General features: G+C 36.4%; 9 protein-coding genes. 3 read left to right on the top strand and 6 right to left on the bottom strand.

What is annotated here, in order from left to right; all coding sequences use genetic code 11:
* Positions 1-57: 57 nt before the first annotated feature.
* From VNJ50_RS12405 to VNJ50_RS12395, 3 genes are all read right to left on the bottom strand, one after another.
* The gene (locus VNJ50_RS12405; RefSeq protein WP_325582377.1) at positions 58-252 is read right to left on the bottom strand and encodes a helix-turn-helix transcriptional regulator; all 195 of its coding nucleotides are present in this window, start codon (positions 250-252) and stop codon (positions 58-60) included.
* Positions 253-543: 291 nt separating this feature from the next.
* A complete protein-coding gene (gene mnmE / locus VNJ50_RS12400; protein ID WP_325582375.1) occupies positions 544-1,932 on the bottom strand; it encodes a tRNA uridine-5-carboxymethylaminomethyl(34) synthesis GTPase MnmE in 1,389 nt (462 codons plus the stop codon).
* A 195-nt stretch (positions 1,933-2,127) separates the two neighbouring features.
* Positions 2,128-2,778 carry a rhomboid family intramembrane serine protease gene (locus VNJ50_RS12395; RefSeq protein ID WP_325582373.1) on the bottom strand — a complete coding sequence of 217 codons (651 nt, stop codon included), beginning with the start codon at positions 2,776-2,778 and terminating at the stop codon, positions 2,128-2,130.
* A 60-nt stretch (positions 2,779-2,838) separates the two neighbouring features.
* On the opposite strand from VNJ50_RS12395, the gene VNJ50_RS12390 reads away from it, so the two are divergent.
* On the top strand, positions 2,839-3,735 hold the full coding sequence (locus tag VNJ50_RS12390) for a lysophospholipid acyltransferase family protein (RefSeq protein ID WP_325582371.1): 897 nt from the start codon (positions 2,839-2,841) through the stop codon (positions 3,733-3,735).
* Between the two features lie 235 nt (positions 3,736-3,970).
* Here VNJ50_RS12390 and VNJ50_RS12385 read toward each other — a convergent pair whose 3' ends face one another.
* On the bottom strand, positions 3,971-5,476 hold the full coding sequence (locus tag VNJ50_RS12385; RefSeq protein WP_325582369.1) for an aminotransferase class V-fold PLP-dependent enzyme: 1,506 nt from the start codon (positions 5,474-5,476) through the stop codon (positions 3,971-3,973).
* 49 nt (positions 5,477-5,525) lie between these two features.
* Positions 5,526-6,914, bottom strand: a complete 1,389-nt coding sequence (glmM, locus tag VNJ50_RS12380) for a phosphoglucosamine mutase (protein WP_325582367.1) — start codon at positions 6,912-6,914, stop codon at positions 5,526-5,528.
* Positions 6,915-6,991: 77 nt separating this feature from the next.
* Between glmM and VNJ50_RS12375 the strand changes: the two genes are divergently transcribed.
* Complete coding sequence (locus VNJ50_RS12375; RefSeq protein WP_325582365.1) at positions 6,992-7,606, top strand: acyl carrier protein phosphodiesterase; 615 nt, start codon at positions 6,992-6,994, stop codon at positions 7,604-7,606.
* 126 nt (positions 7,607-7,732) lie between these two features.
* Complete coding sequence (locus tag VNJ50_RS12370) at positions 7,733-8,458, top strand: hypothetical protein (RefSeq protein ID WP_325582363.1); 726 nt, start codon at positions 7,733-7,735, stop codon at positions 8,456-8,458.
* A 60-nt stretch (positions 8,459-8,518) separates the two neighbouring features.
* Here VNJ50_RS12370 and VNJ50_RS12365 read toward each other — a convergent pair whose 3' ends face one another.
* Positions 8,519-9,040: a hypothetical protein gene (locus VNJ50_RS12365; protein ID WP_325582361.1), complete on the bottom strand. Its 522-nt coding sequence runs from the start codon at positions 9,038-9,040 to the stop codon at positions 8,519-8,521.
* Positions 9,041-9,112: the final 72 nt, after the last annotated feature.

The following is a 9,112-nucleotide window of genomic DNA, read 5'->3' as shown; positions in this document are numbered from 1 at the left end:
ATTGTTTTTTTTAAAGCTTTGTTATTTGTGGTATGCAATTACACACAGCAACTTTTATTATTGAGTTACTTGTTTTATTAAATCTTTGGGTTCGACATTTAAAATCTTTGCAATTTTGAACAGAACCTCTAAACTTGGTTGTGTTCTATTCTGGACATAACCATTTATTGTATTAAAACTCTTGCCTAGCTGTTCTGCCAGCCAAACTTGTTTGATACCTTTTTCTTCCAAAACTTCTTTAATCCGGTTCATATCGATTTTGTAATTAAGTTTATAAATATATAGGTTTAAGATTCATTATACATCGTATTATGTTATATTTTTAAACAAAATAGATAATGGTTAAAACGCAAAAAAACCGCTTATAGGCGGTTTTTTAAATGATATTTTCATAATGCAGTACGTTTGTACAGCATTTCAGAAAATGTAGTACATATGAGGTAGCGAATGTACTAATAGAAGAAGAAAAAAGAAAAGCACTTTGTCATTAACACCTTGATAATCAATCGAAAAACAAACACATCTTAATAGAAAAAAACTAATTTATTTACCAATACAGAAATTCGCGAAAATATTGCCAAGCAACTCATCATTAGTAACTTGCCCTGTAATTTCCCCGAAATGATAAAGTGCTTGACGGATATCAATGGCCAACAAATCGCCTGATAAATTGGATTCCAGTCCATATTTTACTTTTTGGATTTCTTCCAAGGCTTTTAACAACGCATCATAATGCCTGGTATTGGTAACAATGGTTTCGTTATTGCGCAACGAGCCTGTATTGATCAAGTTTAAAAGTTTGCTTTTGAGTTCGTCAATTCCTAAACCATTTTTAGCCGATAACAAGAGGATTTCGGGAATTTCAACTTGCATTTCAGCAATTTGTTCGGCATCTATTTTATCAATTTTATTGGCAATAACAATCAACGGCTTTAAAGGATACTTATTTTTAATCTTCTCCAACTCTACCTTAAACTCCGAGCATTGCACTTTAAAATCTTCTGAATTGAACAGGTAAATTACCACTTGGGCCTGCTCAATTTTTTCAAAAGTTTTTTTGATGCCGATACTTTCCACCACATCCTTGGTATCTCTAATTCCGGCAGTATCAATAAATCTAAAACCAATTCCTCCAATCGCTATTTCGTCTTCAATGGCATCTCTTGTAGTACCGGCAATGTCCGAAACAATAGCCCTTTCTTCGTTTAACAAAGCATTTAATAAGGTCGATTTGCCGACGTTTGGTTCGCCTACAATGGCTACTGGAATTCCGTTTTTCAAGACATTTCCTACGGCAAAAGAATCGATAAGTCGTCTTAAAACCAATCCAATACGCTCTACAAGTTCTTTAAATTGATCCCTATCAGCAAACTCTACATCTTCTTCGGCAAAATCCAATTCCAATTCAATCAAGGAAGCAAAATTCAACAATTCTTCACGCAGTTTGGCTATTTCGCTCGAAAAACCACCACGCATTTGCTGCATCGCTATTTGATGTGATGCTTCATTATCACTTGAAATTAAATCGGCAACGGCTTCAGCTTGGCTCAAATCCAATTTTCCATTTAAGAATGCTCTTAATGTAAATTCACCGGCATTAGCCATTCGGCAGCCATTTCTTAAAAAAAGTTGAATGATTTCCTGTTGGATATAAATGCTACCATGACACGAAATCTCAATCACATCTTCACCAGTATAGGACTGTGGGTTTTTAAAAATGGTAATCAAAACTTCGTCTATAACACGAGGACCATCAATAATATGTCCCAAATGAACGGTATGCGATTTTTGTGCCGAAAGGGATTTTCCTGAAACCGATCTAAAAAATTTAGATCCTATAGAAATGGCCTTTTTTCCTGAAAGTCGGATAACGGCTATCGCCCCACTTCCTGAGGCTGTGGCCAATGCAACAATAGTATCATTAACAATCATAAAACATCATTTTAATGCAAAAATATCTTAAAAACGCCATCTTTCAAGTATAAAGCTTAATTGTTTGCTTTACATGATTTTCGTAACCATCAGAAATCGAAACTCTATTAAAAAGAAATTCATCTCATTAGAGTCAACTATAATTTGGTTGAACTGAAGATTGACTTCAACTTAAATATTGAAATTAAACAATTGTTACAACTTTCCCATTTTGTGCATCAAAAACAAAATAACAATAGGTACTGCCAACAAGGCCACCATTATCAAATCGGTTTGAAAGAGCGAAGGCAACAAAATTAACGTAACTACATAACCACCAATAGCGCCACCAAAATGGGCATCATGGCCAATATTGCCCAATTGTTTTTTCATACCATAAATGGAATATAACAAATATAAAATTCCAAAAGCATAAGCTGGAATAGGCAGTGGAATAAACATAAATCCCAGTTGCATGTCGGGCTGTAACAATATGGCCGAATATAATATTCCGGTAACCGCACCACTTGCACCAACAGCACTATAATGGTATTCGTCCTTATGGAAATATAGCGAAAGTAAATTGCCCAAAATAAGGCTGGCAATATAAATGATTAAAAAATTGAGTGTTCCCAAATGGTAAATAACGATAGGAGCAAAAAAATAAAAAGTAAACATGTTAAAAAACAGGTGCATGGTATCGACATGTAGAAAACCAGCACTAAACATTCTGATTTTTTCGCCACGCCTAATGCCGCCTACGTTAAATTTATAACGATTGAAGAAATTCAAGTCATTAAACCCTTTGAACGAGATAATGACATTTGCTGCAATCACAATAATGGCGACCAAATCTAAATTACCCATAAACCCTTAATTAAAATGTATTAAAACATATATTTGCAGCTGCAAATCTAATATTAAATAATGCAATTTCTTGTTTACATTTTAGTTTATCCACTTATTTGGTTGATATCAATTCTTCCCTTTCGATTGCTTTATGCGTTTTCCGATTTTTTATATATTGTGATCTACAAGATGGTAGGCTATAGAAAAAAAGTGGTTCAGGATAATTTACGATTGGTTTTTCCAGAAAAATCAAAGAAGGAAATTAATGACATCACGGATAAGTTTTACCATCATTTTTGTGATATGATGCTTGAAGCTGTTAAATCACTGACCATTTCGGAAAAAACCATGAACCAACGGTTTACTTTTAAAAATATTGAGCTCATCAATGATCTTGGCAAACAAAACCGAAGTATTGTATTGATGTGTGCACATTATGGCAGTTGGGAATGGATTTTTATTATGCAAAAACACATAGCCCACAAAGGCTATGCAATTTACAGCAAATTGGGAAACAAATATTTTGATGCCTTGGTAAAACGCATTCGAGCCAAATACAACAGCACTTTAATTACAACTAAAGAGGCTATTCCGACACTTATCAGAGCCAAACATGATGGCGAACTGACCATTAATGGTTTTGCGTCGGACCAATCTCCAATGGTTCACAAAGCGTTTCATTGGAGTGAATTTATGGGAATTAAAGTACCCATCCATACCGGTGCAGAAATGTTGGCAAAACGATTGGATATGTCGGTTGTATTCTTCAAGGTAAAACGCCTTAAACGCGGTTATTACGAAACTACTTTTGAAGTATTAGCAGAAAACCCTAATGATTATCCAAACTACGAAATCACGGATATGTTTACCGAAAAAGTGGAACAGCAAATCCGTGAAGCACCACAATACTACCTATGGACACACAGACGTTGGAAACATAGGGATAAAGTACCGGCGGAGTTTCAGGGAAAATAGACTTTTATTCTCGCGGAGGCGCAAGAGGCGCAGAGATTCTATCAAATTATAAAGAAATTATCTGAGAAAATCAGTGTGATTCGTGTCCAAAAAAAGCTGTTTGACAGAGTTCCATGAGAAAACACGGAAATTCACAGAGAAATAATTCGCATCTATTTCAACAATTTATCTGTGGAAATCAGCAAAATCAGCGTCATCCGCGTGCCATAAAATCTGTTAGAAAACAATATAATAATTACATTTCAAACCACTCATGTACAGGTAATGCGTGCTTATCTTCTTCTAAAGTCGATTTATGTACAAACTCGTTTGTAGCTTTTATATACTGATAGTCATTTGCCCATTCCTTATGGTTTTCGGCAAGTGCTTTCAAGCTTTCACAAAAATAAACGGTTTCTTCTGTTGTTGTGGTTGGATGAATGGACATTCGGATCCAGCCTGGTTTGCGCGTCAATTCGCCCAACGAAATTTCATTGGTCAATTCATGGGACATTTCAATATCAACATGCAATAAAAAATGTCCGTAAGTACCAGCGCAACTACAGCCACCACGCGTTTGGATTCCAAAACGATCGTTTAAAATTTTAACGCCCAAATTATAATGAAGATCATCTATATAAAAAGAAATTACGCCCAAACGCTCTTGATGTTGGCCCGCTAAAATGGTCAGATTGTCAATAGCATTTAGTTTTTCAAAAATATAATCTATAATCTCATGTTCGCGCTGTTGAATATTCTCAACGCCCATTTGTTCTTTCAACTTAATGGCCAAAGCTGTTTTTATGGTCTGCAAAAACCCTGGTGTTCCACCATCTTCACGATCTTCAATATTATCAATATATTTATGCTCCCCCCAAGGATTGGTCCAACTTACCGTACCACCTCCCGGACTATCGGGAATCATGTTTTTATAAAGTTTTTTATTAAAAATCAAAATACCAGAAGTTCCAGGTCCTCCAATAAATTTGTGCGGCGAAAAGAAAATGGCATCCAAAGCTTGTTCTTCATCTTCTGGATGCATGTTGATATCCACATACGGTGCCGAACATGCAAAATCCACAAAACAAACACCTCCATTTTGATGCATTAACTTCGCAATATCATGATACGGTGTTTGGATTCCTGTAACATTGGAACCACCAACAACAGAAGCAATTTTGATGGGGCGGTCTTTATACTTTTCAAGCAGCACCTTAAAGTTCTCCATACTGAACAAACCATCTTCGCCCGGAGGAATAACTTCTACTTTTGCAATGGTTTCCAACCACGAAGTTTGGTTAGAATGGTGTTCCATGTGTGTAATAAAAACAACTGGTTTCATCACATCAGGAACTACAGTATGTTTTTGGAGGTTTTCTGGAACTTTCAATCCCAAAATACGTTGAAACTTGTTGATGGCCTCTGTCATTCCGCTACCACAACAAATAAGCACGTCGTCATCATTGCTATTAACATGATCTTTAATAATATGCTTTGCTTGGTGGTATGCCTTGGTCATGGCCGTTCCGGAAACCGTGGTTTCGGTATGCGTGTTGGCCACAAACGGACCAAATACATTCGTCAACTTTTCTTCAATAGGACGATACAAGCGTCCCGATGCCGTCCAATCGGTATAAATAATTTTTTTTGTGCCATAAGGCGTCTCAAATTCTTGATTGATGCCTATAATATGCTTTCTGAACTGATTAAAATACTGTTCAAGCTCGGTTGTTTTAATTTTGGAATTCTCTGTCATTATCATGGCTCTCAATTTTACACTGCAATAATTTGAATATCAAAATGCAAACCTACTAAAGATTTGCGATTTCTTTAATTTCGGTAATAATCTTATCGCCAAGTGCATCAGCTTCTTGTTGCGAAGGTGCTTCGGTATAAATTCTGATAATAGGTTCTGTATTACTTTTTCGCAAATGCACCCAACTGTTGCTAAAATCTATTTTAACACCGTCAATAGTGGTTAGTTTTTCATTTTTATAACGATCTTCCATGGCTTTTAAAATACCGTCCACATCAATTTCTGGTGTCAAATCAATCTTTTTCTTGCCCATAAAATAATTAGGATAGGTAGCTCTTAGGGCGCTAGTCGTCATTTGCTTTTCGGCAAGTAAACTTAAAAACAAAGCCACACCTACAAGCGCGTCGCGGCCGTAGTGCAATTCTGGGTAAATGATGCCACCGTTACCTTCACCACCAATAATCGCATTATTTTTTTTCATCAATTCTACGACGTTCACTTCACCTACGGCACTGGCTTCATAATGTCCGCCATGCTTTTCGGTAACATCTTTTAAAGCTCTTGTTGAACTCATATTACTCACCGTATTACCTGGGGTTTTGCTCAAAACATAATCGGCACATGCCACCAATGTGTATTCTTCACCAAAAATATCGCCTTTTTCATCCATAAAAACCAAGCGGTCCACATCTGGATCGACAGCAATACCCAAATGGGCACGTTCTTTAACAACAGTAGCCGACAAATCCATTAAATGTTCCTTTAAAGGTTCTGGATTATGTGGAAATTGGCCGTTAGGTTCGCAATGTATTTTTATTGCCTCAACGCCCAAACGCTCCAATAACAAAGGAATGACAATCCCACCTGTTGAATTAACAGCATCGACCACCACTTTGAATCCGGCATCTTTAATTGCTTTTTTATTTACCAACGGCATCTTTAAGACTTCATCGATATGAATATCAATATAGGCTTCATTTTTCGTTATTTTACCAAGATGATCCACATCCGAAAAATCCATCGTGTCGCTTTCGGCAATTTCCAGAATTTTAGCGCCTTCAGCTGCATTTAAAAACTCACCTTTGGCATCCAACAATTTAAGTGCATTCCATTGTTTCGGGTTGTGGCTTGCCGTCAGAATAATTCCGCCATCGGCATGCTCCATAGGCACAGCAACCTCAACGGTAGGTGTTGTTGACAATCCAAGATCAATAACATGGATGCCCAACCCTACTAAAGTATTCATGACCAAATTTTGAATCATTTCACCAGAAATCCGAGCATCACGTCCAACTACCACACGGTAATTGTCTTTGTTGCGCTGTTGTTTAATCCATATGCCATAAGCTGCAGCAAATTTAACCGCATCAATAGGCGTTAGGTTATCGCCAATAGTTCCACCAATAGTTCCTCGTATTCCTGATATTGATTTGATGAGTGTCATATTATAAATTTAAAATGAAAAGCAAATATACAATTACAAAGTCAGAAATCTAAAAAGCAATTCCGTAAATTAGACCAATGAATTTCTTAGCGCATATATACCTTTCTGGAAACAACGATTTAATTACTATTGGCAATTTTATTGCCGACAGTATTAAAGGCAAACAGTATAAAGATTACCCCGATGGCATTAAAATCGGTATACTTTTGCATCGTGAAATTGATACGTTTACTGATGCACATCAAACGGTCAGACTCAGCACCAAGCGTTTGCACAAACGCTACAGCCATTATAGCGGTGTAATTGTGGATATTTTATACGATCATTTTTTGGCCAAAAACTGGTCACATTATTCAAGTACGCCATTAGAATTATATGTGAACCATTTTTACGAATTACTGGAAACTAATTTTGACATATTGCCTCGGCAAATACAAACTATGATGCCCTATATGCTTTCTGAGAATTGGTTACTGAACTACGCCAAAATAAATGGCATCCAGAATGTTCTGAACGGCATGAATAGACGTACAAAAAATAGAGCTGGTATGAACCGAGCTACGGAAGAACTCCAAGAATTCTATAGCGAATTTGAAGACGAATTCACTTCATTTTTTGAGGAATTGCGTTCATTTTCAAACGAAAAACTAGACGAGTTAAAATCGACTTATAAGTTAGATATGGGAAGTTGAAATCAAATAGATGTCATGAGAAGTTAATATTCACCATAACTTTTATAAACATATTTTTTAATATTACAGTTTTCATGAGCAATTACTATCTTCGTCTTCATTTATTTATTATCAAATAATATAACCGTGGCAAGTTTTAAAAAAATACTAAAAATCACAGTAGGAGCCATCATCTTCTTTACACTACCTACCCTATTACTTTTTGGCTTTTTATATTTTAAATATGATGAAAATCTTCCCACAGGCGTTGAAGGCGCTCAAGCCGATCAATTGGCCATAAAGATGCTTGAATCACTGGATTACGAAGCGTATAAAAACACCGATTATATAGAATGGACCTTCAAAAGACGACACCATTATAAATGGGACAAAAGCGAAAACACCTGCGAAGTGTATTGGAAAAATTACAGGATTCATCTTAATTTAAATGATCTTTCCCGAAGTGAAGCTTTCAAAAATGAGGTCAAAATAGAAGCACCCGATTCCAAAAAACTCATTGACAAAGCACTATCTAATTTCAATAACGATTCGTTTTGGGTCGTTGCTCCTTACAAGGTTTTTGATCCTGGTACAGAACGTCGTTTGGTCACTTTAGACAACGGTTCACAAGCTCTTTTAGTGACTTATACTTCCGGTGGAACCACGCCGGGCGACTCCTACCTTTGGCATTTGGAACCATCGGGAAAACCAAAAAGTTTTCAAATGTGGGTAAGCATTTTACCTATTAACGGCCTCGAAGCCTCATGGAATGATTGGACCACCACCGAAACTGGTGCACAATTACCAACATTCCATCAATTTATGTTCTTCGGAATTGAAATCACAGATTTGATTACGAGGAATTCTCTTTAAAAAATATGTGGTGACCGAAACCAAAAACTAGAAACTAGAAACTAGAAACTAGAAAAAAAATCAACTCTTTTGTCCAACAAAACTGTGGCTTTTATGTTTAAACAGCACATTAAACGTTGTTAAACTCCCATAACTTCTGGTGATATATTGTTGAAGATCAATTTTTTCCTGTTCATCAAGATTACTGCTGTTTATTTTTTGCTCCATCACACGTAATCGATCACGAACCATGGTAATTTTGTGAAAAAACGTATCGATCGGCACTTCACTGGCTTTTAAATTAGGATCTCCTGGCTGCATGATCAATTTGCCGCCTTTCCATTTATCGCCAATGTTGACCACTTCACTCACATCACTCCACTTCTTTAAAATCGATTTCAAGGTGCTTTCCACTTCATGGAAACTGACGGTATCCACAGCATCGTCAGCGGCTTCTATAACTTCAAACTCCGAATCGATATCAATTGTTTCCAATCCGCTATCAATAAAAGTGACCCAATAATGTTTGGAAGTCACGTTGGTAACGACACCTTTTCCAAATTCCGGGTGATTGATCCTGGAGCTAATTCCTAATATCTGCATTTAAAAATAGTTTTTGATCCCTCCTATTTGGAAGAATCTGTGTTAGAATAATTTATTGTCTTTAGTATTTCA

The sequence above is a fragment of the Gelidibacter sp. genome, assembly GCF_035577925.1.
GTDB lineage: Bacteria > Bacteroidota > Bacteroidia > Flavobacteriales > Flavobacteriaceae > Gelidibacter.
This window is presented reverse-complemented; position numbering and strand designations above follow the sequence as displayed.

What these genes read in the sequence shown, in the direction of transcription:
- VNJ50_RS12405 (WP_325582377.1), bottom strand. Translation starts at nt 252, where the DNA reads ATGAACCGGATTAAAGAAGTTTTGGAAGAAAAAGGTATCAAACAAGTT.
- mnmE (WP_325582375.1), bottom strand. Translation starts at nt 1,932, where the DNA reads ATGATTGTTAATGATACTATTGTTGCATTGGCCACAGCCTCAGGAAGT.
- VNJ50_RS12395 (WP_325582373.1), bottom strand. Translation starts at nt 2,778, where the DNA reads ATGGGTAATTTAGATTTGGTCGCCATTATTGTGATTGCAGCAAATGTC.
- VNJ50_RS12390 (WP_325582371.1), top strand. Translation starts at nt 2,839, where the DNA reads ATGCAATTTCTTGTTTACATTTTAGTTTATCCACTTATTTGGTTGATA.
- VNJ50_RS12385 (WP_325582369.1), bottom strand. Translation starts at nt 5,476, where the DNA reads ATGATAATGACAGAGAATTCCAAAATTAAAACAACCGAGCTTGAACAG.
- glmM (WP_325582367.1), bottom strand. Translation starts at nt 6,914, where the DNA reads ATGACACTCATCAAATCAATATCAGGAATACGAGGAACTATTGGTGGA.
- VNJ50_RS12375 (WP_325582365.1), top strand. Translation starts at nt 6,992, where the DNA reads ATGAATTTCTTAGCGCATATATACCTTTCTGGAAACAACGATTTAATT.
- VNJ50_RS12365 (WP_325582361.1), bottom strand. Translation starts at nt 9,040, where the DNA reads ATGCAGATATTAGGAATTAGCTCCAGGATCAATCACCCGGAATTTGGA.